The 25,409-nt window shown below is 67.3% G+C and carries 28 protein-coding genes; 16 read left to right on the forward strand and 12 right to left on the reverse strand.

All coding sequences use genetic code 11. The features are described 5' to 3' along the window. From AC1D1G_RS16300 to AC1D1G_RS16320, 5 genes are all read left to right on the forward strand, one after another. Positions 1-912, forward strand: a 912-nt coding sequence (locus AC1D1G_RS16300) for a class I adenylate-forming enzyme family protein (protein WP_477952897.1), incomplete at its 5' end; no start/stop codon positions are given. Positions 913-995: 83 nt separating this feature from the next. After that, positions 996-1,604 (forward strand): TetR/AcrR family transcriptional regulator, encoded by a 609-nt coding sequence (locus AC1D1G_RS16305; RefSeq protein ID WP_280779172.1) that lies wholly within the window; start codon positions 996-998, stop codon positions 1,602-1,604. Between the two features lie 75 nt (positions 1,605-1,679). Next, positions 1,680-2,015 carry an EthD family reductase gene (locus AC1D1G_RS16310; RefSeq protein ID WP_280778804.1) on the forward strand — a complete coding sequence of 112 codons (336 nt, stop codon included), beginning with the start codon at positions 1,680-1,682 and terminating at the stop codon, positions 2,013-2,015. A gap of 11 nt (positions 2,016-2,026) precedes the next feature. Beyond that, positions 2,027-3,028 (forward strand): MBL fold metallo-hydrolase, encoded by a 1,002-nt coding sequence (locus AC1D1G_RS16315; protein WP_477952928.1) that lies wholly within the window; start codon positions 2,027-2,029, stop codon positions 3,026-3,028. A 16-nt stretch (positions 3,029-3,044) separates the two neighbouring features. Next, positions 3,045-4,076 (forward strand): NADP-dependent oxidoreductase, encoded by a 1,032-nt coding sequence (locus tag AC1D1G_RS16320; protein ID WP_283330584.1) that lies wholly within the window; start codon positions 3,045-3,047, stop codon positions 4,074-4,076. Between the two features lie 67 nt (positions 4,077-4,143). Here AC1D1G_RS16320 and AC1D1G_RS16325 read toward each other — a convergent pair whose 3' ends face one another. From AC1D1G_RS16325 to AC1D1G_RS16350, 6 genes are all read right to left on the reverse strand, one after another. Then, on the reverse strand, positions 4,144-4,908 hold the full coding sequence (locus AC1D1G_RS16325) for an SDR family NAD(P)-dependent oxidoreductase (protein ID WP_280778801.1): 765 nt from the start codon (positions 4,906-4,908) through the stop codon (positions 4,144-4,146). Between the two features lie 45 nt (positions 4,909-4,953). Beyond that, the gene (locus AC1D1G_RS16330) at positions 4,954-6,654 is read right to left on the reverse strand and encodes an ABC transporter permease (RefSeq protein WP_477952898.1); all 1,701 of its coding nucleotides are present in this window, start codon (positions 6,652-6,654) and stop codon (positions 4,954-4,956) included. Then, positions 6,654-7,817 carry an ABC transporter ATP-binding protein gene (locus AC1D1G_RS16335; protein ID WP_477952899.1) on the reverse strand — a complete coding sequence of 388 codons (1,164 nt, stop codon included), beginning with the start codon at positions 7,815-7,817 and terminating at the stop codon, positions 6,654-6,656. Before AC1D1G_RS16335 ends, AC1D1G_RS16330 begins: the two co-directional genes overlap by 1 nt. A 61-nt stretch (positions 7,818-7,878) precedes the next feature. After that, positions 7,879-8,658: an SDR family NAD(P)-dependent oxidoreductase gene (locus AC1D1G_RS16340; protein ID WP_477952900.1), complete on the reverse strand. Its 780-nt coding sequence runs from the start codon at positions 8,656-8,658 to the stop codon at positions 7,879-7,881. Continuing rightward, positions 8,655-9,692 carry an ABC transporter substrate-binding protein gene (locus AC1D1G_RS16345; RefSeq protein WP_280778796.1) on the reverse strand — a complete coding sequence of 346 codons (1,038 nt, stop codon included), beginning with the start codon at positions 9,690-9,692 and terminating at the stop codon, positions 8,655-8,657. Before AC1D1G_RS16345 ends, AC1D1G_RS16340 begins: the two co-directional genes overlap by 4 nt. 79 nt (positions 9,693-9,771) lie before the next feature. Continuing rightward, entirely contained in the window at positions 9,772-10,467 is a 696-nt protein-coding gene (locus AC1D1G_RS16350) for an alpha/beta fold hydrolase (protein ID WP_477952901.1), read from the reverse strand. 109 nt (positions 10,468-10,576) lie between these two features. On the opposite strand from AC1D1G_RS16350, the gene AC1D1G_RS16355 reads away from it, so the two are divergent. Then, positions 10,577-12,511, forward strand: coding sequence for an oxidoreductase (locus tag AC1D1G_RS16355; protein ID WP_477952903.1), 1,935 nt, complete (start codon positions 10,577-10,579; stop codon positions 12,509-12,511). Between the two features lie 7 nt (positions 12,512-12,518). On the opposite strand, the gene AC1D1G_RS16360 is transcribed toward AC1D1G_RS16355, so the two are convergent. Genes AC1D1G_RS16360 through AC1D1G_RS16370 form a run of 3 tightly spaced genes read right to left on the reverse strand, consistent with a single transcriptional unit; the run spans position 12,519 to position 13,550 of the window. Further along, on the reverse strand, positions 12,519-12,992 hold the full coding sequence (locus AC1D1G_RS16360; RefSeq protein WP_283353348.1) for an ArsR/SmtB family transcription factor: 474 nt from the start codon (positions 12,990-12,992) through the stop codon (positions 12,519-12,521). Positions 12,993-13,029: 37 nt separating this feature from the next. Next, on the reverse strand, positions 13,030-13,365 hold the full coding sequence (locus AC1D1G_RS16365; protein WP_283353349.1) for a serine hydrolase: 336 nt from the start codon (positions 13,363-13,365) through the stop codon (positions 13,030-13,032). Beyond that, positions 13,362-13,550 (reverse strand): hypothetical protein, encoded by a 189-nt coding sequence (locus AC1D1G_RS16370; protein WP_283353350.1) that lies wholly within the window; start codon positions 13,548-13,550, stop codon positions 13,362-13,364. The genes AC1D1G_RS16365 and AC1D1G_RS16370 overlap by 4 nt, the downstream gene beginning before the upstream one ends. Before the next feature lie 138 nt (positions 13,551-13,688). Here AC1D1G_RS16370 and purD point away from each other — a divergent pair, with 138 nt between their 5' ends. Beyond that, entirely contained in the window at positions 13,689-14,942 is a 1,254-nt protein-coding gene (gene purD / locus AC1D1G_RS16375) for a phosphoribosylamine--glycine ligase (RefSeq protein WP_477952905.1), read from the forward strand. Between the two features lie 71 nt (positions 14,943-15,013). On the opposite strand, the gene AC1D1G_RS16380 is transcribed toward purD, so the two are convergent. Together AC1D1G_RS16380 and AC1D1G_RS16385 are read right to left on the reverse strand one after the other, a co-directional pair. Beyond that, complete coding sequence (locus AC1D1G_RS16380) at positions 15,014-15,766, reverse strand: 3-hydroxybutyrate dehydrogenase (RefSeq protein ID WP_283353352.1); 753 nt, start codon at positions 15,764-15,766, stop codon at positions 15,014-15,016. Beyond that, positions 15,763-17,151: an MFS transporter gene (locus AC1D1G_RS16385; RefSeq protein WP_477952907.1), complete on the reverse strand. Its 1,389-nt coding sequence runs from the start codon at positions 17,149-17,151 to the stop codon at positions 15,763-15,765. The genes AC1D1G_RS16380 and AC1D1G_RS16385 overlap by 4 nt, the downstream gene beginning before the upstream one ends. A gap of 113 nt (positions 17,152-17,264) precedes the next feature. Between AC1D1G_RS16385 and AC1D1G_RS16390 the strand changes: the two genes are divergently transcribed. The 9 genes from AC1D1G_RS16390 to AC1D1G_RS16430 all read left to right on the forward strand — a co-directional run bounded on the left by AC1D1G_RS16390 (position 17,265) and on the right by AC1D1G_RS16430 (position 24,574). After that, entirely contained in the window at positions 17,265-18,191 is a 927-nt protein-coding gene (locus AC1D1G_RS16390) for a LysR family transcriptional regulator (RefSeq protein WP_477952908.1), read from the forward strand. A gap of 23 nt (positions 18,192-18,214) precedes the next feature. Further along, positions 18,215-19,381, forward strand: coding sequence for a pyridoxal phosphate-dependent aminotransferase (locus tag AC1D1G_RS16395; protein ID WP_283330593.1), 1,167 nt, complete (start codon positions 18,215-18,217; stop codon positions 19,379-19,381). 101 nt (positions 19,382-19,482) lie between these two features. Further along, positions 19,483-19,770: a PLDc N-terminal domain-containing protein gene (locus AC1D1G_RS16400; protein WP_477952910.1), complete on the forward strand. Its 288-nt coding sequence runs from the start codon at positions 19,483-19,485 to the stop codon at positions 19,768-19,770. A gap of 56 nt (positions 19,771-19,826) precedes the next feature. Continuing rightward, positions 19,827-20,240 carry a DUF1707 SHOCT-like domain-containing protein gene (locus AC1D1G_RS16405; RefSeq protein WP_280778781.1) on the forward strand — a complete coding sequence of 138 codons (414 nt, stop codon included), beginning with the start codon at positions 19,827-19,829 and terminating at the stop codon, positions 20,238-20,240. 107 nt (positions 20,241-20,347) lie between these two features. Next, positions 20,348-20,944, forward strand: a complete 597-nt coding sequence (locus AC1D1G_RS16410; protein ID WP_280778780.1) for a PepSY domain-containing protein — start codon at positions 20,348-20,350, stop codon at positions 20,942-20,944. Positions 20,945-21,035: 91 nt separating this feature from the next. Next, positions 21,036-21,716 (forward strand): DUF998 domain-containing protein, encoded by a 681-nt coding sequence (locus tag AC1D1G_RS16415; RefSeq protein WP_477952912.1) that lies wholly within the window; start codon positions 21,036-21,038, stop codon positions 21,714-21,716. Between the two features lie 296 nt (positions 21,717-22,012). Continuing rightward, positions 22,013-22,642 (forward strand): TetR/AcrR family transcriptional regulator, encoded by a 630-nt coding sequence (locus AC1D1G_RS16420; RefSeq protein WP_283330597.1) that lies wholly within the window; start codon positions 22,013-22,015, stop codon positions 22,640-22,642. A 22-nt stretch (positions 22,643-22,664) separates the two neighbouring features. Then, on the forward strand, positions 22,665-24,086 hold the full coding sequence (purB, locus tag AC1D1G_RS16425) for an adenylosuccinate lyase (RefSeq protein ID WP_477952913.1): 1,422 nt from the start codon (positions 22,665-22,667) through the stop codon (positions 24,084-24,086). Between the two features lie 74 nt (positions 24,087-24,160). Further along, complete coding sequence (locus tag AC1D1G_RS16430) at positions 24,161-24,574, forward strand: HIT family protein (protein WP_283330599.1); 414 nt, start codon at positions 24,161-24,163, stop codon at positions 24,572-24,574. Positions 24,575-24,607: 33 nt separating this feature from the next. Here AC1D1G_RS16430 and AC1D1G_RS16435 read toward each other — a convergent pair whose 3' ends face one another. After that, on the reverse strand, positions 24,608-25,372 hold the full coding sequence (locus AC1D1G_RS16435; RefSeq protein ID WP_477952915.1) for an NRDE family protein: 765 nt from the start codon (positions 25,370-25,372) through the stop codon (positions 24,608-24,610). Positions 25,373-25,409 lie beyond the last annotated feature (37 nt).

Raw genomic sequence — 25,409 nt, forward strand, 5'->3', positions numbered from 1 at the left:
GCATTCTGCTTCGGGCTCTATCTCCCCGCCGTGCTGGCCGCGCCGATGGTCTGCATGGACGGCTGGAAGCCTGCGACCGCCCTCCAGATCGTCCGGGAACACCGGGTCGCGTGGACGATGCTCGTCCCGACCATGGCGCTTCAGCTGGCCGTCGCGCCGGACGCTGCGGGAGCGCTGACGTCGCTGCGCGCAATGACCGTCGGCGGCGGTCCCATGGATGCCGGCGCGCTCGGCCGCGCCGAGCAGACCCTCGGCACCACATTCCTGCGTGTGTTCGGTATGTCCGAGTGTCTCGGGCACACGACCCCGCTGCCCGCGGACGAACCGGACGTTCGCCTGGGGCGGGACGGTCGTCCCTTCCCCGGGACCGTCGTCCGGGCGGTCGACGCACACGGCGCTACTCTGCCACCGGGCCGCGTGGGCGATGCCCAGGTCAAGGGGCCTTCCCTCTTCGTCGGCTATGCACGGGCAGGGGTTCCCGCACCCCCGGAACTCACCGCGGACGGATTCCTGCCCACCGGCGACCTCGTCGAAGTCGCCGAAGACGGCAGCATCCGGGTCATGGGGCGCCAGAAGCAGATCATCATTCGCGGGGGCCGCAACATCGACATCAACGAGGTCGAGGCCGCGATCGCACGCATCCCGACCGTGTCCCAGGTGTGTGTGGTCCCCGTTCCGGACGAGCTACTCGGTGAACGTGCCGCGGCCCTGGTCGTGAGTACCGGCGATCCGATCACCCTCGACGAGGTCGTCGCATATCTCGGAGACATCGAGTTCCCGAAGTTCAAGTGGCCGGAGTTCGTCTTCACGATCGACGATCTGCCGCAGAATCGGGTGGGGAAGCTGTCTCGACCGGATGCGGTAGATCTTGCAACACGCCTGCTCGCGGGTACCGACAGCCACTCATATTGACCCGACTTCACCTCAGTTCAGGTAGTCTCTGAGGTACCGACCCGAACAAACAGATGGATGGGGGACCCGTGTCCGTAGAAGCCATGACGCTCCGCGATGGTCCGCGTTCGAAGCGCGGGCTCATTCTGACGGCCGCGATCGAACGCTTCGGGGAGGTCGGCTTCGAGCACACGAAGTGGGCGTCGATTGCCGACGAGGTGGGCATCGGCCAGACGGCGCTCTATCACTATTTCGAGTCGAAGGGTCACTGCCTGCTGACCATCATGCGTCTCGAACTGGCGCAGTCGCTCGAGCGATTCACCGCCGCGATCGAGGGCATCGACGACCCGGTCGAGGCGTTGAGTGCCGCCGTCACCAGCGCTCTGGAAGCGACCCCGCGGGACGCCCTTCAGCGGCGCATCCTCCAAAGCCACATGGATCTGCTCGCCACTCCCCGCCAATCGGAGAAGGAAGAGGCCGAGCGTCAGACCTCGCGCGCGCTGGTGAACTCGATCGAAGAAGAGTGGTCTCTTCTCATTGCGCGGGGGATGGGTGCGGGCGTATTCGCCGACAGTGATCCACGATTGATGGCCCGGCTGATTCTCGGTCTCGTCGTCAGTGTGTGGCGGTGGTATCGACCGGGCGGGGACATGACCCTCGACCAGCTCAACCAGCACGTTCGCGACGCCACCCTGCGCATCGTCCGCGCGTGACGCGGGCGTGTGCGGAGGGGTGGTTTTTCTTACTCTCGATATTTGAACTAAATTCAGGTCAGTTATGGAGTGATGATGTACAACTTGATCGTCTTGGCCGCTCGTCCGCACGACTGGAGCCATGAGCAGTTCATCGAGTGGTGGCGCGGTGAACATGCCGACGTGACCTACCCGCTGCCGGGCCTGCGGCGCTGGCAGCACACCGAGGTGCTCGACGCCATGGACGACCGGTCCCGGGAATGGGACGGCGTCTCGATTCTGAGCTTCGACTCCCGCGAGGACCTCGATGCCGCACTCGCCAGCCCGGAATGGCAAGCCGCAGTGGACAACGTCGGCCAGATGCGTGGAAAGCGCATCCTCGTCATGGGGGAGGAGAAAACGATGGTCGAAGTGGGCAGCGGTGAATCATGAGGGCGCACTGGATGGAACCGGGCTGCTTCGAGGTGGCGCCCGGTGTGCACCGAGTGCCCCTCCAGATGCCTGGCGACGGCCTCGGAGCAGTGAACGTCTACGCCCTCGAGACCGAGGAGGGACTGGCCCTCATCGACGGTGGCTGGCGAGTCGACACGACCTTCGACGAGATGGAGCGCGCACTGCTTCGGATCGGGCACAGCACCGAGCAGATTCACGACATCTATGTCACCCACGTGCACCGCGATCACTACACGTTCGCGATCGAACTCCGCCGCCGTCACGGCTCCCGCGTCCACCTCGGGATCGCCGAGGCTGACGGATTGGCAGCCGTCAGTGCACTCGGCAGTAACGTGCCGACGGATTCGCTGCACGAACTCCGCCGCGCCGGTGCCACCCTCCTTGCGGACACGGTCGAGGTTCTGACCGCCGCGGAGCCGTTCCACCCCTCGGACTGGGAACAGCCCGACCACTGGCTCACCGCAGGTCCGGTCCGGATCGGACGGCGCACACTCGACGTGGTGCACACGCCCGGCCACACAAAGGGGCACATGGTCTTTCACGACGAAGAGCAAGGGGCGCTCTTCAGTGGCGACCACGTCCTGCCCACGATCACACCGTCGATCGGCTTCGAACTCGGCGACTGGGATCTGCCGTTGGGGCGCTACCTCGAGTCGCTGACCCGTATGCTCGAACGCCCCGACTCGCAACTGCTCCCGGCGCACGGAGATCCGACACCGAGCGTGCACCTGCGCGTCGAGGAACTTCTCGCGCATCACGACCGGCGCTTCATAGCCATGCGCGATGCGCTGGTCTCGCTCGGGCCCGCGACCGCGATTGCCGTCGCAGGCGCGGTCACGTGGACCCGTCGCGAGAGGCCGTTCTCCACCCTCGACCCGTTCAATCAAATGATCGCGACCTGTGAGACCCTCGCCCACCTCGACACGTTGGTCGATCGCGGCCGGCTCACAGTCCGAAGACGAGACGACCGCGACGTCTTCTCCGTCGTCTGAGTGCGGAAGGATTCCCATGCAGAGTCATGAGCTGAAACTGGCGCACCATCCCCGGGGGAAGGTCCGGCCGTCGGATTTCCACCTCGACGTGGTGACGGTTCCGGAAGAACTGGCGCCCGGTGACATTCTCGTGCGCAACTCGTGGTCGTCGATCGACCCGTCTGTCAGGATGCGTCTCGGCCCCACCGGCCCCGCGGGCTACCTCCCACCGTTCCGCATCGGGGAGACACTGACCGGGTTGGCTGTCGGCGAGGTACTCGAGTCCCGTGACCCCGGCTTCGAGAAGGGCGACACGGTTCTGCACATCAAGGGTTTTCGCGAGTTCGCGGTGGTCCGGCAGGGCAGCGAAACCTTGGCCGGGGCAGGCGGCGTGACACGCCTCGACACGAGCGTGCACCCGCCGCAATCCTATCTCGGAGCGCTGGGCAGTTCCGGGCTCACGGCGTACGTGGGATTGCAGTGCATCGGTGGACTCACGAGCGGAGACGCCGTGTGGATTTCGTCGGCCGCGGGTGCGGTCGGCAGCCTCGCCGCGCAGATTGCAAAACTCAGAGGTCACTACGTGGTCGGCAGTACCGGTTCCGGCGAGAAGGTCAGGTTCCTGCTGGACGAACTGAAACTCGATGCCGCATTCGACTACCACAGCCCGGACCTGGCCGGAGCGCTCGCAAGCGCGGCACCCGACGGCATCGACCTGTATTTCGACAACGTGGGAGGAGCGCACCTCGAGGCCGCCCTGTATCACCTCCGGCCAGGCGGCCGGGTGGCCATGGCGGGCGCCGTCGCCTCCTATGACGCGGACACGGCGGCACCGAGTCCGGGCAATCTCTTTCAGATCGTCGCGAAGAACCTGACGGTGCAGGGTTTCCGGGCTGGAGCGTACGACCATCTGCTCGGCGACATGCGGGCCGAGGTCGGGAGCTACCTCCGCGACGGTCGCCTCGTAGTCGAGGAGACCGTGTTCGACGGCCTCGGGTCGGCGCCGGACGCCATCGTCGCGATGCTGCACGGCCGCACCGTGGGAAAGACGCTGTGCCGCCTACGCTGATGCTCCGACGGCTACACCGACGAACATGGCCTCCGCATCACGCGGAGGCCATGTTCGTCTGCGCAGCTCAGGCCGCCGTCCACCCACCGTCGGCGTAGATCTCCGAGCCGGTGACGAAGGTGGAGTCGTCACCGGCCAGGAAGGCGACGACGGCCGCAATCTCCTCACCCCGCCCGAGACGACCCATCGGGGTGCCGGCCAGCATCTCGCGGTGACGCTCGCTGCCCTCCCAGCGCTCGAGTAGTGGGGGCGTACCGATGAATCCCGGGTGCAGAGAGTTGACGCGCACCCCCGCTTTCGCCCAGTGCAGGGCAGCGTTCTTGGTCATCGTGCGGACTGCGCCTTTGGCGGCTGCGTAGGCAACGCTGTTGCCCAGGCCGCCCACCGTTCCCAGTATCGAGCACATGTTCACGATGGAACCGCCGCCGCTCCGCTCGATCAGCGGCCCGGCGTGTTTCATACCCAGCCACGTGCCGGTCTGGCCGACCCCGATCACCCGGTCCCATTGTGATCGGGTTTCCTCGTCGACTGTGGCGACGCTGCCGATGGCAGCGTTGTTGACCAAGGCGTGCAGCGCGCCGAACGTGCTCTCGGTTGCTGCCACGACGTCTTCCCACTGTTCCTCGGAGGAGACGTCGAGGGCGAGCGCCGCATGTCGCTCGGGCTGGGTGAGGGTATCGAGCAAGTCCTGGCAGACCGATTTCCCGAGATCGGTCAGGACGACGTGAGCGCCCTCTTCGGCGAGCCTTCGGACGATCTCCGCGCCGATACCACCGGTCGCACCCGTCAGTAGGACGACCTTGTCGCGAAGTCGGTCAGGGCCGACAGTCATCTGGACTCCTTGTCACTTGTTCGGCTCGGGCAGGGAAGGTCGATATCAGAGGTTGCTCAACACGTTTCGGCCACCGACGAGCATCGCGACCACGACACCGATGCTGGTTACCGCGGTCATGAGAAGAGCCATCGCGGCCACCAGCGGGTAGGAGCCGTTCTCCCACAGGTCGAACAGCAGCGTCCCCATCACCTGTGTCGTGGCGGCACGGACGAGCAGTGAGGCGGCGAACTCGTGGGTTAGCAGGATGAACATCAAGGCGACGGAACTGAGCACGGTCGGTCTCATCAGCGGCAGAATCACCCGCACATTGGTGACGAACGGGCTCGCGCCGCTCGTTGCCGACGCCTCGGCGTAGGTCTCTCCGAGCGACAGCATCGCCGTCATTTGCATCCGGGTGGAGAAGGGCACCATCAGCACGATGTAGACGAGGATGATGACCGCTTTGGTCCCGTAGAGGATCAGCGGAGGCTGGGTGTACGTGAGCAGGAACCCGACGCCGAAGATCACCGCTGGAATACCCAGGGGGAGAGCGGTGATGATGTCACCGATGGTTCCCAGGACTCTGTGTGTGCGGCCTCGTACGAGCAGCGTGGCGGTGAGGTAACCGATCGGCACGCAGACGGCGACCGCCACCACGGAGGTGAGGAGACTCGTGTACACCGAGTCGACGATGCTCGCCGTCCGGAACAGCGCCCGGAAGTTGTCGAGTGTGAAGAGATTCCAGGACAGTGTCTCCGACCAATAGGGAGACACGGCCACGATGGCGAGTCCGATCAGCGGAACGACGAGTGCGAGCATCGCATACGCGGAGATGCACACGGCGGCCCACGCCGAGCGTCCGGTGTTCGGTGCGAATGCCTTTCCGCCGTGCGTGACGAAGCGTGACTGATTGCCGAGAAGCATCTTCTGCGCCAGCACGACGACGACGCCGAAGATGACGAGCGGCGAGCCCGCCGCGGCTGCAGCGGCGAAGTCCGCCGGTGACTCGGACACCCGCCGATACATTTCGGTGGTGAGAACCTTCACGCCGGTGTTCTGTCCCAACAGGAGTGGTCCGGTGAACTGGCCCAATCCGAGAAGCAGCGCGATGCCACCGCCGTAAACCAGGGAGGGGCGAAGCAGCGGGAGCACTACACGAAAGAACACGCCGAGCGTCGACGAACCGCTGATCTGTGCTGCCTCGAGGTGCTCGGAACTGATGTTCTGCATTCCCGCGCTGACGAAGAGGTAGACGAAGGACGTGAGTCCGAAGCCCGTGAGAATGATGATCCACGGTGTGCTGTAGACATCGATGGGTCCGGAGTCGACGTGGTTCCACCAGGGGAGTTTCCGCAGGAGCGCGTTCAGGTACCCGGGGCCGGGGGAGAGGAGGAACGCCCACCCGACCACGTTGGCCACCGCGGGCATCACGATGGGGAGGATGGGGACGATCCTGAGGAAGCTCAGCCGGCGTGGCAGCCTGGTCGCCGCGAACGCAAGGATCGTTCCGAGGACCATGGCGATGGCGAGCGACGAGACAGCGAGGGCGATCGTGGTCCGGATGGTCTGACCGATGTCGTATCGGCCGTACTGGGCTTGATATCCGCGACCGCCGTCCTCGAACGCCAGCGACTGCAAGCGGAAGAGCGGGAGCACGACGAGATACGCCAGAACCGCCAGCAGTGCGCCGTACCCGAGTCGGGTACGCCACACCGTACTGACGACGAACGGACGTGCGCCGCGACTCACCGCAACCGTAGCCATCACGCCTCCGATCGGGCGGCCTGGGCGAGCACGGGAACCTGGAGATCCACGTGACCGTCCGGGTGCGGAAACACTCGCAGCTTGGTGGGCGAGAAGCTCACCACCAGAGGAGATCCGATGGTGGCAGCACGCAACCAGCGTCCGTGTCGTTCCGCGTCCGCGCGGACGAACAACTGCTCGCCTCCGGCATCGACCGTCACGTCGAAATAGCGGCCTCCGTACTCGGAGGTGACGAGTTCGCCGACGAAGCCGACGTCACCCGCACGGACCTCGTCGAGTGAATGATGAAGTGCGAGGTCTTCGGGCCGGAGTCGTCCCACAGCCGTATCGCCGCTGATGTAGTCGCCCTGGACGCCCGCCGCGTCGAGATCGACGGGAGCCCCCGCTCGCGTGGTCCACCCCTCGTGCCGGCGGACGAGTTCGAGCCGGTTCGCCATCCCGATGAACGCGGCGACATAGTCGGAGGACGGGGTCTGGTAGACCCGCTCCGGGGTGTCGTACTGTTCGATCTTGCCCGCCTTCATGATGGCGAGTCGGTCACCGAGCGCAAATGCCTCGGCCTGATCGTGGGTGAMGAATACGGCAGTGAAGCCCAGTCGTTGGTGTAGTTGATGAATCTGGGACCGCACCTGATCGCGCAGCCGTGCGTCGAGATTGCTCAGGGGCTCGTCGAACAGCACCAGGTCGGGTTGGGCGACCAGGCCGCGGGCCACGGCGACTCGCTGTTGCTGTCCACCGCTGAGCTGGGACGGATACCGGTCGAGCAGGGCTCCGCAATCGACCATGTCTGCGGCGGTCTCGACCTGTCCGGCGGCGATGGCGCTCTTCATCCGTCGAACCTTCAAGGGGTACCGGATGTTTTCTCGCACTGTCATGTTGGGCCACAGCGCGTAGGACTGGAAGACCATGCCGATGTTGCGCTTGTAGGCCGGAACGTTGATGCGGGTCGGCGCATCGAAGACGGTGTGGTCCTTGAACGTGATCGACCCGCCCTCGGGTGTCTCGAGACCGGCGATGCATCGTAGGGTCGTCGTCTTCCCGCAACCGCTGGGGCCGAGTAGGACGAGAAATTCACCGTCCTGAATGTCGAGGTCGAGTTGATCGACGATGGTGTTGGACCCGAAGGTCTTGGTCAGGTTGGAAACCCTGAATTGTGATGTCACCTTGGCACCTGCTTGGTTGCGAGTGGTTTGTCGAGGAAAAATAAAGTGAAGTCAGTTCATCTCATGACTGCGTCGGGCGCTTCGGAGTCCTGGCGCCCGCGGAGGTTCCGCCGTCGATCATGAGATCGGAGCCCGTGATGTAACTGCTGTCCTCGCACGCGAGGAACAGGGTGGCCTTCGCCACCTCGAGCGGTAGACCTCGGCGTTGCAGCGGAATGCTTTTCACATACGCGTCCATGTCGTCGTCGGCGAAGTCGGCGCCGGCGGTAATTGCCGTTTCAATGCTGCCCGGGCACACGGCGTTGACCCGGATATTCGATTCCGCGAACTCCAACGCCGCGACTCGGGTCAGGGCGCGAACGCCGAACTTCGACGCGCCGTATGCACCGAGCTCGGCCGTCGCGAGGACGCCACGCAGCGAGGACAGGTTGACGACGGATCCGCCCGTGGTCATGGCGGCGCCTGCGGCCTGCAGGCCGAGGAAAGTCCCCACAAGGTTGAGGTCGATCATGCGTCGTAGGTCGGCGAGCGACGTCTGCATGATGGACGCTTTGGATGCGGCGCCCGCGGAGTTGACGAGAACACGCATCGGATGCCCGCGATCCGCCATCTCGGTGGTGACGCGCGTCCACTGAGATTCGTCGGTGACGTCGAGGTGCCGGTAGTGCGCTCGCGCACCGATTTTCGCCGCGACACGTTCACCCACCTCGTCGTCGACGTCGCCCAGGTAGACCGTGGCGCCGTGGGCGTGGAAGAGTTCTGCGGTCGCGGCACCTATCCCTCGTGCAGCACCGGTGACGAGAGCGCAGGTGTCGCGCAGTCGCGCGTCGTCGGTCGTCACTGGATGAATCTCTTTTCCCAATCGGACTGGTACTCGGTGAGCGATTCGGGTGTCAGGTCGGACGGGTTGGGCAGCGCGATGTCCTGCGCCTGTGCGACGCTTCCTTCGATGCCGGGGAGTGCGCTCGCGTAACCGAGTGACAACGCCTTCTGGCCGGCGGGGGTGACCATGAAGTTCGCCAGCACCTGTGCGGCATTCGGGTGCGGCGCCGCGGACAGTGCGTGCGTGAACCACGGGGTTCCCCACGGGGGCGAGGGCAGTGCCCAGTCCACCGGTGCTCCCGATTCCTTCTCTCGCACAAGCGGTTGCACTACCGGGGTTGCGACGATCTCGCCCGAGGTCAAGGCCTGCGCGACCCCCAGTGAACTCGGGTAGATCCGCGGCTTCAGCTCCGCGAGCTTCTGGAGATAGTCGGCGCCGAAGTTCTTCTCGAAGAATCGGTAGAAGTCGACGTACGAGGCGATACCGGACGGGTTGACGATTCCGATCTTGCCCTTCAACGCCGGGTCGAGGAGGTCTGCCGGCTTCTGCAGACCTCCCGGAAGTGCTGTCGTGTTCCAGCCGAGAGCGAACACCGCCGCGCTGGTCAGGAAGAACTTGTCGGAAATGATGCTCTTCTGCGGTTCGTACTCCGGCGCATCGAATGCCGGGCCGACGAGATCGGTCGAGTAGGTGCCCGACTCGGCGGCAGTCTCGATCCAGGCGGCGTCGGTCATCATGTGCACATCAGCCGTTCCCCGTTTCGTCTGATTCTCGACCTCGACCTTCGGGTTGATGTCGGCGTCGGTGCCCCGGACGTATTCGAGGGAGATCTCGGGATACTCCTGCTCGAACGCCACTTTGAGAGCTTCGAGATTGGCGGGGTTCTGGCTCGAGTACAGCAGGACACTGCCTTCGCCCTTGGCTGCGGCGACGACGTCGTCCCACGTGCCGGACACGGGACCGGTGGAACCGGAACCGCCGGATCCACAAGCGGCGGAGGCGAAAGCGGCGACCACTGCGACGGCCATCAGCTTTATCGGCATACTTCTCATGGCATGAAAGCCCTTCCGGTATCGGTTCGCCGAATGCGAACCCGTGTATTCGGTGACGGATGGAGGAGTCGGATGAGGCCTACGGCGCGAGACCGTTGAGCAGCGCGGCAACGCGATCGGGAATCGTGACCATGGCCATGTGGCCGGATTCGAGGAATGCGGTGTCGCCGCCGACGAGGGCAGCAGATCTTTCCTGGAGTTCGGGTGGATAGCAGGTGTCCTTGGTCAAACGTACGTATGTACGGGGTATATCGGCGCGGAGACCGGACAGGTCGACGGACTCCGTGAGTAGCGCGCCGCAATCGTCGACCAACTGGGCGATCATCCAGTCGGTCTGTTCCGCGTCCATGTCGTTGCAGAGCATCGCGGCGGCGCCCATCGGATCCTGGCGGTACACACCATCTTCTATCGAGGCTTCCACCGCGGCGCGGACGTCCGGGTCGATCTGGTCGATCACTCGCGTCCCGTCGGGCGGGACGACGGCGGACAGGAAGATGACGTGCCGTAGTCGGTGTGCGAGTGCCTGCATGACCCGAGGGGCCGTCACTCCCGCGAAAGAGTGTGCGACGAGGACGACGTCCTCGAGGTTCGCCGCCTCCACGTCGCCGATGACGGCGGCGGCGCAGTCGTCGAGGGTGACGGACCGCGGGTCGACGGAGCGCCGTCGTCCCCGTCCTGGGAGATCGACTGCGAGAGTGTCACCTTCGAGCAAGGGGAGGAGAGGCGCCCAGCAGGAGGCACCCATTCCTGCGCCATGGACGAGAACGAACGACATGTTGCTCCTCGCTAAATTGAACTGATATCAGTTTGAATCTAAGGAAATCGCCGTGTGATGTCAATCACCTGATAATGTGAAGTGAATCCAGTTCACTTAGGAGGTCCGTGTGACGACTCCACGTGCAGCGAGGCCGCTGCAGCTCGGTTCACTTCGGTTGGCAAACCGGCTCGTCGGTACGCCACACGCGTCGGGTGCCGTCGCCGGCGGCCTCCCGTCACGCGGCGACGACGACTACTGGCGACGCTGCGCGGCCGGCGGTGCCGCGATGCTCATCGTCGGCGGCACGGTGGTGTCGCCCGGTTCGACCAATCGCAACGGCAACATCACCGAGGCGTGGCGTCCCGAAGTCCTCGCGGGCCTGGAGGCTCGGGCGCGGGCGATCACCGAGGAAGGGTCCATAGCGGCCTGCCAGCTGGTGCACCTCGGACGCGAAACTCTTGGCGCCGAGATGTGGAGTCACCCCGTCGGGCCGTCCGCTGTCCGCTCGCCCCGCGAACCGACGCGACCGCGCGCCCTCTCGGGCGCCGACGTCGACGCGGTCGTCGACGCATTCCGCACATCCGCGGTCCACGCGTGGTCGGCCGGCTTCCCGGTCGTCGAACTGCATGCAGCCCACGGATATCTACTTGCGCAATTCCTCTCGCCGAACACTAACCTCGGCCGAGACGCTGCGACGGGTGCTCAGCGTGTGCGGATCCTCGACCGCATCGCCTCCGCGGTCCGCGACGCCTGCCCCGGTGTCGTACTCGGAGTCCGCGTCTCTTCCGACGGCGGCGACGAGGCAGGTCTGAGCATGGACGGTCTCTGCGACCTACTACCGCACCTCTCCGATTTCGACTACGTCAACGTCACGGTCGGCGTACGCACCACCTACGTCCGGGACATGGCCGTAACCGACCCGCCGCTGCTCGATTCGGTCGGACAATTACGCGCCGCCGCAGTGACCCCGCTGCTCGTGTCGCAGTCGTTCCGGATCGGTGCGTCCATCGACACTGCATTGCAATCGGGAGCCGACCTCGTCGGTGTGGCACGACCGCTGATCGCCGACCCGAACTTCCCGCGGAAGATACTGACCGGCCGCGAGGCGTCGATCCGCCCGTGCGTGTCCTGCAACGAGGACTGCCGAGCGTTCGACCCCGTCCTACTGTGCTCGGTCAATCCCGACCTCGCGCCGCCGGGTCATTCCGCACGTCCCGCGTACCCGCTGACGCTGGGGCCCACGCGCGGGTCGAGAGTGCGGAGACGGATCGCCGTCGTCGGTGCAGGCCCCGCCGGGCTCGAGTGCGCGATGCGGCTCGGACCCGACCACGACGTCACACTCTTCGAACAACGAGAGCGAATCGGAGGCCAGCTTGCGACAGCGGCAGACGCGCCGCATCGCAGCGGCTGGCGTCGCCTCCTCGACTACTACTCCGACAACATGCCGAAGGTGGCAATCCGTCTGGCGCACCACGTCAATGCCGACGACCTGGCGGACTTCGATGACGTAGTCCTGGCCGTCGGTGCCGTGGAAGAACTTCCCCAGGAATTGGCGGGAACGTCGTCCATGCTCACCTCTCAGGCGTTGCTCGATGGGGGAGGAGCTCTTCGCGGCGCCGGCCACGTCGTGGTGGTCGACGACGGATTCGGGCTCTGGCCCGCAGCGAGCACGGTCGAAGCGGCGCTCGCCGCGGGTGCCGACCACGTCACGGTCCTGACGCCCGCCGCGGCCTTCGCGTCGGGTCTTCCCGCGGAGGGCCGGGTGCAGTACCTGCGTCGGCTGTCGGGGGAACCGGTCGACGTGCGCGTGCTGTCGTCGCTCGTCGCGGTCTCCGACGGCTCGGTCGAGTTCGAGAACACGCTGTCGGGGGAGAGGACGCGCCTCGACGTCGACCGGGTGGTCGTGGCCGGTGAGCGGCGCCCGCGCGACTGGTCGCAACTCGCACCGGAAAGCGCACGCGTGCACATCATCGGCGACGCGCTCGTACCGCGCAAAGTCGCGCACGCCATTTCCGAAGCCCGTGCTGTCGCCCGTGAGTACTTATTAACCGCGGGCGGTTAACAAGTACTCACAGGGGGTGTTCCCCGACATCCGCGGCGGCGAGGGTGATGACCAGCAACGGCACCACCTTCGCCGCCGCGATGCGGTAGTGGTTCCTCGACTCCTGCTCGACGATGCGTGCCCCGCCGAGGACGCGCAGGTGGTGGTAGAGCTGACCGGGCGAGGACAGCCCGACCGCGGTCTGCAACTCGGCCGCGCCGGCGGGACCGCGCAGCAGGGTGCGGACGATCTCGAGGCGGGTCGGATGTCCCAGGGCGGCGAGCACGTTCGACACGGCGGTGGGGGACAGGTCGAGGGTGGCGCCGGCGTCGTAGCGGATCGTCCACTGGATCTCGCCGCCCAGGTCGACGGTGCCCTGATATCCGATCTGCCCGATGCTCTCGCCGACGTCGGGTGTCGGGGATTCGGCGGGCCGGGCCGATTCGAGGGCGTGGACGCGCGCCTCGACGTCGGCGAGCCGGGCGTCGTACTCGTCGTTCACACGGCACAACTTAGCTGCGACATCATGTCGGGATCGGTCATCGCCTCGGTGACCACACCGGGAAGGTTGCCGCCCTTGAAACCCAGCCCGTCCAGCCCGGGCGGGGCGGGCTGCCATTCAGGGTGGGGACCTCGAGGTCGTCCCAGCCGGCCTGCGCGGCGGCGTCGCCGAGTCGGTCGCGTAGATAGTCGGGGACGGCGTTGTCGCTCTCCTGGATCATCGCGGTCACCATCTGCTCGAGCGTGACGGTGTCGTCGGGTTCGGTGACACCGAGCCGCTGCAGAGCCTTCGGGTGGGCGCCGCCGTCGGTGTTCGGGAGGTACCAGCGTTTTCCACTCGGACAGCGGTACCGGCTCGGCCGGGTCGAGTTCACCCGACGCGACGGCCCGGGCGTAGGCGGCCAGGTGGCACCACCACCTTGATCGCGGACGCCAGCGGAACGGTGTCGCCGGCGCGGTGCTCGACCGTTCGGCCGCGACCGTCGTCGACGACGAAGGCGACGTCGTCGGGGTGGGAGCCGACGACAGCTGCTGTGAGCGTGCCCAGCTTCCTCGTCATCGAGAAGATCCCTTCACCTGTGGAAATTCGATAATTCGGAATTACGGAATTCTAGAAGTACGGTAACGCGAACCGGTAGGACTGTCGAGACCGCACGCTCCGAACATCCCGTTCGGTGCGGCCCGTAGGCTGACACCCGTGCGCGTACTCGTTATCGGCTCCGGAGCCCGTGAACATGCCCTCCTTCTCGCCCTCGCTCGCGATCCGGGTGTCACTGCCCTGATGTGCGCGCCCGGCAACGCCGGGATCGGCAAGATCGCCGAGCAGCACCCCGTCGACATCGCGTCCGGGGAGGCGGTGGCCGCCCTCGCGAAGAAGCTCGACGCCGACCTCGTCGTGGTGGGTCCCGAGGTCCCGCTGGTGCTGGGTGTCGCGGATACCGTCCGCGCGGCAGGCATCGCCTGCTTCGGCCCGTCGGCCGACGCCGCGCGCATCGAGGGTTCCAAGGCGTTCGCCAAGGACGTCATGTCCGCCGCCGGTGTGAAGACCGCGCACAGCGAGATCGTCGACTCGCCCGCCAAGCTGGACGAGGCACTCGACCGCTTCGGGCCCAACTGGGTGGTCAAGGACGACGGCCTCGCGGCAGGCAAGGGTGTCGTGGTCACCACCGATCGGGACGCCGCCCGCGATCACGCGGCCGAACTGCTCGAGAACGGTCACCCCGTTCTCCTCGAATCCTTCCTCGACGGTCCCGAGGTGTCACTGTTCTGCGTCGTCGACGGCGAGACCGTCGTGCCGCTGCTGCCTGCCCAGGACCACAAGCGCGTCGGCGACGGCGACACCGGACCCAACACCGGCGGCATGGGCGCCTACACGCCGCTGCCGTGGCTGCCCGAGCAGACCGTGACGCAGATCGTCGACGACGTCGTGAAGCCGGTCGCGGCCGAGCTCGTCGCCCGGGGCAGCGCCTTCAGCGGCCTACTGTATGCCGGGCTGGCGATCGGCAAGGACGGCCCCGCCGTGGTCGAGTTCAACTGCCGCTTCGGCGACCCCGAGACGCAGGCGGTCCTCGCGCTGCTGAAGAGTCCGCTCGGCGAACTGCTGAACGCGGCGGCCACCGGAACGCTCGATCAGGTCGCGCCACTCGAATGGCAGGACGGGTCGGCGGTGACCGTGGTGGTCGCGGCCGAGCACTACCCGGCCACCCCGCGCACCGGCGACGTGATCACCGGCGCCGACGGTGACGGCGTCCTGCACGCAGGCACGAAGCTCGTCGACGATCAGGTGATCTCCGCCGGCGGACGCGTGCTCAGCGTGGTCGGAGTCGGAGCGGACCTCGACGCGGCGCGCGCGGATGCGTACTCCAAGATCTCCGCGATCAAGCTGCCGGGAAGCCACTTCCGCAAGGACATCGGACTGGCCGCTGTCGAGGGACGCATCGCCATTCCCTGAGGTCGAGGCCTCCCACGGCTGAGAGGCGTGCACCCCCGGAACAACCGGGGGTGCACGCCTTTTTCGTCACGTCACCGGGCGGTCCATCCTCCGTCGATCGTGTAGGAGGCGCCGGTGACCATGCCTGCGTCGGCGGACGCGAGCCACGCGACGAGGGACGCCACCTCCGCCGGTTCGACCAGTCGCTTGATCGCGCTCTCGGTGAGCATCACCTTCTCGATCACGTCGGACTCGCTGATGCCATGCACCTGTGCCTGATCCGCGATCTGCTTCTGCACCAACGGTGTCAGCACGTAACCGGGGTTGACGCAGTTGCTGGTGACGCCGTGCGGGCCGCCCTCGAGCGCCGTCACCTTCGACAGTCCCTCGAGTCCGTGCTTGGCGGTGACGTATGCGGCCTTGAACGCCGATGCGCGGAGCCCGTGCACGGACGACACGTTGATAATGCGCCCGAATCCCGTGGAATACATGTGCGGCAGGGCGGCACGGATCAGCAGGAACGGCGCCTCGACCATCAGCGTCTGGATGCGCCGGAAGTCCTCGGGGCGGAATTCCTCGATGGGGCTGATGGTTTGGATCCCGGCGTTGTTGACGAGGATGTCGGTCTCGAGTCGCAGCTCGGTGAGCGGATCGGCGTCGAGGAGGTCGACGTGCCACGCGGTTCCGTCGATCTCGTCGGCGAGGCTCTTGGCGGCCACGTCGTCGAGGTCGGCGACCGTGACGTGGGCTCCGCGTGCGGCGAGCGTCCGGGCGCAGGCTGCGCCGATTCCGCTGGCGCCGCCGGTGACGAGGGCGGTGCGTCCGGTCAGGTTCTGCTCGGTCATGCGGGGACCCCGTTCTTCGCGCCGGCAGCCTTCTCGTCCGCCAGGATCTGGGCGTCCGCCTCGTCGATCGATTCGAGCGAGATGCCCTTGGTCTCCCGGGCGACGATCACGGCGACGACGGTGACGAGGCACGCGATCGCCAGGTAGATCGCAATCGGAACGGACGAGTCGTATTTGCTGAGCAGGCTGGCCGCGATGATCGGCGCCAGCGAACCGGCCACGATCGACGTCACCTGGTAGCCGAGGGAGACACCCGAATACCGCATGCGCGTCGGGAACATCTCGGCCATGATCGCCGGCTGACCGGCGTACATGAAGGCGTGGAACACCAGGCCGATGATGATCGCTCCGAGGATGACGGCGTTGTGCCCACTGTTCATCATCGGGAAGGCGAAGAAGCCCCACGTGCCCGCGGTCACCGCGCCGATCATGTAGACGGGGCGCCGGCCGATGGTGTCGGAGAGCCGCCCGACGAGCGGGATCACCGCGAAGTGCACCGCATGCGCGATCAGCATCCACCAGAGGATCTGCGCGGTGTCCGTGTGGACGACCACCTTGAGGTAGGTGATCGAGAACGTGACCACCAGGTAGTACATGACGTTCTCACCGAAACGCAGGCCCATCGCCGTCAGCACGCCGCGGGGGTAGCGCCTGAGCACCTCGAAGACGCTGAACGACGTCTCCTTGATGTGCTCCGCTTCCTTCTGCGCCTGGATGAAGATCGGGGCGTCCGTGACCTTCGTGCGGATGTAGTAGCCGACGAGGACGATCACGGCCGACAGCCAGAACGCCACGCGCCAGCCCCAGCTGAGGAACGCCGCATCGGACAGCGTCGTCGTCAGGATCAGCAGGACGACGGTCGCGACGAGGTTGCCCGCAGGCACGCCGGCCTGCGGCCACGACGACCAGAAGCCGCGGGACTTGTTCGGGCTGTGCTCGGCCACCAGCAGCACCGCGCCACCCCACTCGCCGCCGACGGCGAATCCCTGGATGAAGCGGAGAGTGACGAGCAGGGCCGGGGCCCAGTACCCGATCTGGCCGTACGTGGGCAGGCAGCCCATCAGGAACGTGGCCGCGCCGACGAGGAGGAGGCTGAACTGGAGCAGTTGCTTGCGGCCGAACTTGTCGCCGAAGTGACCGAAGACGATGCCGCCGAGAGGCCGGGCGACGAAGCCGACGGCGTACGTGACGAACGCCGCGATGATCGCGTCGAGTTCGTTGCCGCCGGCCGCGAAGAAGACCTTGCTGAACACGAGCGTCGCCGCGGTCCCGTAGAGGAAGAACTCGTACCACTCGACGACGGTGCCGGCCATGGACGCGCCGACCACCTTCTTCAGCCCGGACGGCGGGGCTTCCTTCGCGTGCGCTGTTTCGTCGACGCTCATCTGTCGCTCCTCGTTACACTCCGCACCCCGTTGTGACTGGGGACACAGTTCATTGGTCCTGCCGAGTATTGATGCATATTTGTGCGCACACAATGACGCAACCTGCAGTCGGCATGTGCAAATATGCACAAGTGACCTCTGGAACAGCCCTGCCCAGCGCCGATGACCTGCTCGTACTGCTGGCAGTGGGGCGGACCGGCCGCTTCAACACCGCCGYCGACGACCTGGGCGTCAACCACACGACCATCTCGCGGCGGATCGCGAGTCTGGAGAAAAGCCTCGGCGGCCGGGTACTCGTGAAGGCCGCGGGCGGGTGGGAACTCACCGACCTCGGGCGGCAGGCGCTGACCGCGGCCGAACGCGTGGAGGCCGCCGTCCACGGACTCGTCGCCGAACCCGGCCGCGCCGACCACCTGAAGGGCGTGGTCCGGGTATCGGCGACCGACGGGTTCAGCGCCTACATCGCGGCACCCGCCGGCGCACTGATCCGCAGCAGGCACCCCGAGGTGTCCGTGGAGATCGTCGCGATCACCCGCCGGGCCTCACAGCATCGCTCGGGGCTCGACATCGAGATAGTCGTGGGCAAGCCGCAGGTGCACCGGGCGGAGGCGCTGTGGCTGGCCGACTACACCCTCGGCCTGTACGGCGCGAAGGCGTACCTGTCCGAACACGGCACCCCGAGGCAGGTGGGAGATCTGGCCGATCACTCACTCGTCTACTTCATCGACTCGATGCTGCAGGTCGACGAACTCGACCTCGCGCGCCGCCTCACCGTCTCGATGCGCGAATCGGTGACGTCGACCAACGTGTTCGTGCACGTCGAGGCCACCCGGGCGTCGGCGGGCATCGGATTGCTGCCGTGCTTCATGGCCGACCGCCACGCCGACCTCGTGCGGGTGCTGCCCGGGCAGGTCGAGGCCACGCTGGCGTACTGGCTCGTGGCGCGACCCGAGTCGTTGCGCCGACCGGAGGTCGCGGCGGTGGTGGGGGCGATCCGGGAGACGGTGGAGTCGCAGCGGGACGCGTTGGCGGGGCAGTGAGCGCGTCACGCTAGCGTCAAGGGGTGCGTCCAGAATCCCAGCGGTCCAACATCCAGACCTTCCACGTGATGGACGTGTGGAAGGCCGCCACCGAACGTCAGCGCACCCACGGTGACGTGCTGACGCTCGCGGCGGGACAGCCGTCCACTCCCGCGCCGCAGCCGGTGCTCCGCGCGACGCGGGAAGTGCTCGACGGACACCTGCTCGGCTACACGGAGACATTCGGCATTCTGCCGTTGCGGGAGGCGATCGCCGGATACCACTCCGCCAAGTCCGGTATCGACGTCGACGCCGAGGACGTCGTCGTGACCACCGGATCCTCGGGTGCGTTCACGCTGCTGTTCCTCGCCGCGTTCGACGTCGGCGACACCGTCGTGGTGGCCCGCCCCGGCTACCCGGCCTACCGGAACACGCTCGCCGCGCTCGGCTGCACCGTCATCGAGATCGACTGCGGAGCAGACACCCGGTTCCAGCCGACGGTCGCGATGCTCGACGCCCTGCCCGAGCCGCCTGCCGGACTGATCGTCGCCAGCCCCGCCAACCCCACGGGCACCGTCATCGACCCCGGCGAATTGGCCGCCCTCGCCCGCTGGTGCGACGAGCACGGGACGCTGCTGATCTCCGACGAGATCTATCACGGCATCGGATACGGCGAGCAGGCGATGACCAGCTCGTGGGAGACGTCGCGCGAATCCGTCGTCGTCGGATCGGTGTCCAAGTACTTCTCGATGACGGGCTGGCGGCTGGGCTGGATGCTGGTGCCCGAGGGGCTGCGTCGCCCGTTGCAGCGGCTCGCGTCGAACATGACGGTATGCCCGCCCGCCATCTCCCAGTACGCGGCGATCGCCGCGTTCACCGAGGAATCGAGGGCCGAGCTCGACGGCCACGTCCAGCGCTACGCCGTCAACCGGGAGCTGCTGCTCACCGGACTCCCGGAACTGGGTATCACCGACCTGGCGCCCGCCGACGGCGCGTTCTACGTGTACGCCGACATCGGGCACCTGCTCGGCGGATCCCACGGCGCGACGTCGACGGAATGGTGCTCGCGACTGCTGCAGGACACCGGTCTGGCGCTGGCCCCGGGCATCGATTTCGACACCGTCCACGGCGACCGGACGGTCCGGCTGTCGTTCGCCGGATCCACAGCCGAGGTCCGGGAATCGCTGGTGCGACTGGGTCGCTGGCTGTAGCCGGAGTTTCCCGGCCACGCCTCTTGCGGCGCCGCCGCTGCAGTTGTTCGATGGACTTGGGCGCACTGCGTGTTCGGGCGTGCCAGGCAAGGAGAACGGCGATGCTGTACATCGCGTTGTTCGCATTCGTGTTGTGGGTCCTGTGCTTCGCCGACGCCATCACCACCGACGACGACCAGTTCCGGAACCTCTCGAAGGAGGGCTGGCTGGTGATCGTGCTGCTGCTTCCGCTCGTCGGCTCGGTGTTGTGGCTCCTCGTCGGACGGCCGCAGAAGGACCAGGGAGGTCAGCTGCCCACCGACCCGGAGGAAGCCGAGTTCGTGCGGCGGTGCCGGGAACGGGCGGAGGAGCAGCGCCGGGAAGGTTTCCACGGGCGCGACCAGGACTAGAAGGCCTACACTGTGGCTAGGATTACAGTGTTACACACCGGCCCTGAGGCGACGACATGAGCGACATCAGTCATCCACAGCCACCCGTTCCCGGCGGAGTCCGCATCGGGACCGTGGAACGGGAGCAAGCCGCGGCGGCACTCGCCGAACATTTCGCAGCCGGACGGCTCGAGACCGACGAGTTCGACGCGAGGGTCCGTCAGGCGTACCTCGCCAAGACCGCCGCCGACCTCACGCCGCTCTTCGCGGACCTCCCGGACAAACAGCGCTTCGTGCCCGAACCCGATCGCGTGCGCCGTGATCCGGGACGGGAGGCCGCGGCGCTGCGGACACTCGTGTTCGTGGTGGCCGTGCTCGCCGCGATCCTGTGGGTCGCCCTGGTCCGCGTCCCCCCGCTCGTCTTCCTGCCCATCGTCTGGCTCGTGCTGGCCCGGCGCGGCTTCGGCAGGCGGTCGTGCCGGGCGTGGTGACGGGCTGACCCGGACCGGCGAGAACTGCGGAAAACTACCGCGAGGTCGGTTGTCGCTCCCGTACTCTGACAGGCAGGTCCACGCCGTCGAGCGATCGAGGAGCCACGATGACCACCAGAATTGTGCGATGTGCGAGCCTGATCCCGGTTGTTGCGGCCTCCGCGCTGCTGCTGGGTGGGTGCGGTTCCGACAGCAGTGACACCTCGTCGACCTCTGCCAGTGCCACGGCGTCGGCCACGGCCACGACGACGGCGCCCACAACGACGGGCACGGCGGTGGCATCCGCGGTCACCAAGCAGCAGGCGGAGCAGATCGCCGTCGCGACGGTCCCGGGTGGCACGGTCGTTAACTCCGAGGAACAACAGCGGGACGGTAAGACGGTGTGGCACGTCCACATCCGCGACACGCGGGGCTACGACTACGACGTGAATGTCGATGCGGCGACCGGCGCGGTGGTGCCCGACAGTCAGAACAGGGAGACCACCGCGACGCCCGCACCCGCGCCCCCCGCCGGCGGGGTGGTCACCCAGCAGCAGGCGGAGCAGATCGCGGTCGCGACGGTCCCGGGTGGCACGGTCGCGAACGCCGAGCAGCAGCAGCGGGATGGTACGGCGGTGTGGCACATTCACATCCGCGACGCCAAGGGCTGGGATTACGACGTGAACGTCGACGCGGCGACCGGAGCCGTCCTTCCCGACAACTGACCGCAGTGGGTAGAACGACCCATGTTCCGCCGGGGCGGGATGGGTGAATTTCCCGATGCCCGGGTGGTGACGTCGCTCTAGCGTCGAAGGCATGGTCAACACGTCAGTTCTCGTGTCGCGCTCCGACTTCCAGCGGTGGGCCGCCCGCGCGGGCGCAGCGGGACCGCTGCTGTTCACCGCGGGGTTCGTCGCCCAGGAGGTATTCCTCCGGGACGACTACAGCCCGATCGCCGACCCGATCAGCGCTCTCGAGGCGGACCCGAGTGGGTGGATCCAGCAGCTGAACTTCCTGGCGTTCGCCGTGCTACTGCTGATCTTCGCGGCCGGACTGCACCGCGGCATCGCGGCGACACGCTTCGGCTGGGCGGGACCGGCCCTGCTCGGCGCTGCGGCGGTGGGGCTGGTTCTTGCCGCCGTGTTCCCGTTGCGTGAGGACGCGACCGGGAACGCCTACGACCCCGGCCACCATGTGATCGCGGGGATCACATTCTTCTCCTGCAGCGCGCTGTCGCTGCTGGTGCTGTCGCGCCGGTTCGCCGCCGATCCGCGGTGGCGCGGCCTGGCGTGGTACACCGCGGTCGCCGGGGTCCTCGGACTGGGATGCTTCGTGATGCTGGGCCGGTTCGCGATGCCGGAGGGTGCCCCGCTGCACGACGTCGCCGGACTTCTCCAGCGGTTCACGCTTCTCGCCGTGACATTCCCGGCGCTGGTGACGATCGCCCTGCGGCTCCGTCGCCTCAACTGCCGGCCCCTGGATCTCATCCGGTCGTGAAGGCCGGCATCTGTGCTCGCGCGAGGCAACTCGTGTCGTAGCTGCCGACCGGTTTCTCGAGAAAGCCGACCGTGACGGCCGGGGCGCAATCCGAGGACTGCAGCACGTCGTGGCCCAGACCGGGGAACTCGAGGACCTCGGACCGAGGCAGGGTTTCGGCCGCGGTCCGCGCCTGCGATCCGCACCGACACCCGCATGGTCCCGACGCTACGCGGGCGGGCTCCACCGCCCACATACTTCGCGGTCTGTCGTCCAATTTGCCCTGGTGCGGCACCCGCGGCTGGCAGGATGAATTGGTGTCATCTGCGGCAACTCCGAAGGGCGAACGGCGCCGACAGGCGCTGGTCGAGGCTGCCGCCGATCTGCTGCTCGAGGGCGGATTCGACGCTGTCCGGCACCGCTCGGTGGCCACCCGGGCCGACCTTCCGCTCGCGTCGACCACCTACTATTTCGAGTCGCTGGACGACCTGATCGCGAAGGCCGTCGAATGCAACGGCAACCGCGATCTCGCGGTCATGCGCAGCCGCGTCGACGACGTCACGCACCGGCGCCGCGGCCGCGAATCCACCGTCGACCTCCTCCTCGAGCTACTCGTCGGACCGGCACTGATCAGTGAGGACTGCCGCGAGAGGCTGATCTCCCGGTACGAGCGGTTCACGGCCTGCGCGCGTCGCCCCGAACTGCGCGAGGTGCAGTTGCGGTTGCGCGCGCAACTCGACGACATACTCACCGAGGCCCTGCGACGCTCCGACCGCGACGTCCGGCAGGAGCAGCTCCGGCGGCTCGTCGCCGTCGTCGACGGAGCCCTGGTGACCGCGCTCGGCGAACACGACCCCGACCTGCGTGCCCTCGCCCGGGCCATGCTGCTCGACGTCGTCGACGTCGTCGCGCCGGCCCTCGACCGGCCGGACCACGTCGAGCTGTAGCACCGCCGTAAACTGAGGACTCGTGAGCCGCATCCCGAACGTCCTTGCCAACCGTTACGCCAGCCCCGAACTCGTCGAGTTATGGTCGCCCGAGCACAAGATCGTCCTCGAGCGTCAGCTGTGGCTCGCCGTGCTGCGTGCCCAGGCGGAACTCGGGATCGACGTGCCGGCCGAGGCGCTCGCCGACTACGAGCGGGTGCTCGAACAGGTGGACCTCGACTCCATCGCCGACCGCGAGCGCGTCACGCGCCACGACGTGAAGGCCCGCATCGAGGAATTCAACGCACTCGCCGGGCACGAGCAGGTTCACAAGGGGCTGACCAGCCGCGACCTCACCGAGAACGTCGAGCAGCTGCAGATCCTGCGGTCGCTCGAGCACGTCCACGCGCACGGTGTCGCGGTCGCCGCCCGGCTGGCCGAGCGGGCCGCCCAGTACGGCAGCCTCGTCATGGCAGGCCGGTCGCACAACGTCGCGGCGCAGGCCACCACACTGGGCAAGCGGTTCGCGTCCGCCGCCGACGAACTGCTCGTCGCGCTCACCCGACTGCGCGAGTTGATCGACCGCTACCCGCTGCGCGGCATCAAGGGGCCCATGGGCACCGCGCAGGACATGCTCGACCTCCTCGACGGCGACGCGTCCAAGCTGGAGGCGCTGGAGCAGAAGGTCGCCGAGCACCTCGGCTTCTCCCACGTGTTCACGAGCGTCGGCCAGGTGTACCCGCGGTCGCTGGACCACGACGTGCTGTCGGCGCTGGTGCAGGTGGCGGCCGGGCCGTCGTCGTTCGCGCACACCATCCGCCTGATGGCCGGCCACGAACTGGTCACCGAGGGCTTCCAGCCCGGCCAGGTCGGGTCGTCCGCGATGCCGCACAAGATGAACACCCGCTCCTGCGAGCGCGTCAACGGACTGCAGGTCGTGCTGCGCGGGTACGCGTCCATGGCCGCCGAGCTCGCGGGCGCGCAGTGGAACGAGGGCGACGTGTTCTGCTCGGTGGTGCGCCGCGTCGCGCTGCCGGACGCGTTCTTCGCGATCGACGGACTGATCGAGACGTTCCTGACCGTGCTCGCCGAATTCGGCGCCTACCCCGCCGTCATCGAGAAGGAACTCACCCGGTACCTGCCGTTCCTCGCCACCACCAAGGTCCTGATGGCCCTGGTGCGGGCCGGAGTGGGTCGGGAGACGGCGCACGAGGTCATCAAGGAACACGCCGTCGCCGTCGCGCTGGCGATGCGCGAGGAGGGCAGGGAACCCGACCTCCTCGACCGTCTGGCCGCCGACGACCGCCTGCCCCTCGACCGGGCCGCCCTCGACGAGGCCCTCGCCGACAAGAAGGCGTTCATCGGTGCCGCCGAGTCGCAGGTCGCCACGGTCGTCGCGCAGGTGCAGAAGCTCGTCGACGCCAACCCTGAGGCAGCCGCCTACCAGCCGTCCCCGATCCTGTAGGCGCGTAGCGCCCGTGCGCCTTTTTGGTAGCGGGGACTACCGAAAAGGCGCACAAGCACCGGAGGTGCCTACCCGTGAACTGCATTTTCTGCGAGATCGTGTCGGGCCGATCCGACGCCAGCGTCGTGCACGAGGACGACGACGTGATGGCGTTCATGGACATCCGGCCGTGGACCTCCGGACACCTGCTGGTGGTCCCGAAGCGGCACGCGAGCGGGCTCGCCGACCTCGACCCGGGCGACGGCGCGGCGGTGTTCGCGGTGGGACAGCGCATCGCGACCGCGCTGCGCCACGGGCCGATGCGGGCCCAGGGCGTCAACTTGTTCCTGGCCGACGGGATCGCCGCCGGCCAGGAGGTCTTCCACGTCCACCTGCACGTCGTTCCCCGGACGGCCGGTGACGGGTTCGGGCTGCGCGGAATGCCGAAGTCGCCGAGCCGGGTCGCGCTCGATCAGACGGCGGGCGTCATCCGTTCCTCCCTCACCTGACGTGAGTGGCAAAGCGTGCGGGAGCACACTTTGTCACTCACGTGCGGGGAAGCGGACCTCGCCGGTGGGGCCGTTCTCGTCGAACCGTCGTTCGGTGATGTCGAAGGTGCCGTCCGGCCGGACCCGCAGCAGTGTCGACGCCCGCGTCCCGTAGTCGCCGTAGTGAATGAACCGGGACGACAGGGCGCGCTCGAGTTCGGGTTCGATGCCCGTGTCGGGCAGTGAGTCCCACGGTGCGGGGTCGCTGCCGGCGAGCACGTCGAAGTATGCCCCCGGGTCGGCCTCGGGGCTGCCGTCGTCGGCTGCGAGGGCGGCCGCGAATGTCTGCTTGCCGCCGGTCACCTTCGGCCACGGCGTGTCGAGTTCGGCGTTGGACAGGCCGTGGACGCCGGGTTCCACCCGCTGCCGCCTGCCGTGGGGCCGGTTGGTGGCCCACCACAGTTCCGTGGGGTCGCCGACGAGCAGGTTGAAACTGCCGTACTCGGCGCCGGTCGCGGCCACCTGTTCGGCGTAGTCGGCGGGTGACAGCCCGCCGCAGAGATAGTCGACGGGCAGGGCGCCGCGGGACCGCGCCCCGGTCGAGGGGGCGCCGTTGCGGACGTTGGTGACGGCCGCGAATCGCCGGGAGTCGGCAATTCCCATCCAGGTGCCGCCGGCGAGCAGATCGCGGCCCGCGAGGAACCCGTCGTCCCACCTGCTCAGCGGTTCGGTGGGGCGGGCGTAGAACTCGTCGCGGTTGGCCGCGACGACGAGGGGGAGATCGGGGCGGGTATGCCAGGCGAACAGGACCAGGCACATGCAGACGTCTCCTTGTCACCCTCGATCATCCGAACTC

Source organism: Rhodococcus sp. P3_B8, from assembly GCF_056402775.1.